1 protein-coding gene is annotated in these 276 nt (G+C 50.4%); it reads right to left on the bottom strand.

The features are described 5' to 3' along the window. Positions 1-104 precede the first annotated feature (104 nt). Positions 105-275 (bottom strand): SUI1 family translation initiation factor, encoded by a 171-nt coding sequence (locus V0R37_RS22125; RefSeq protein ID WP_420376562.1) that lies wholly within the window; start codon positions 273-275, stop codon positions 105-107. Position 276: the final 1 nt, after the last annotated feature.

The raw sequence follows: 276 nt of genomic DNA, 5'->3' as shown, positions 1-276 counted from the left end.
ACGGTAATGAGCGCTTTGACTTGTTGATTGATCCGGAGAGTAATCCTTAGTCAGCATGCTGTACGACAAATCACTGACAATGGGCAGCATACGCTGCCCGTTTTTTATCCACCGGCGAGTTTGACGGTGTGGCCTTTTTTCTCAAGGTGGGCTTTGATTTGATCGCGTTTATCCCCCTGGATCTCGATAACGCCGTCTTTAATCGCGCCACCACAGCCGCATACCTTTTTAAGCTCGGCGGCGAGTAGTTTTAATGCCGCGTCTTCAAGGTCCAGC

The sequence above is a fragment of the Pollutimonas rozaliensis genome (assembly GCF_048751585.1).
Taxonomy (GTDB): Bacteria; Pseudomonadota; Gammaproteobacteria; order Burkholderiales; family Burkholderiaceae_B.
Note: the sequence above shows the minus strand (reverse complement) of the source record. Positions and strands in the feature narration are given on the sequence as shown.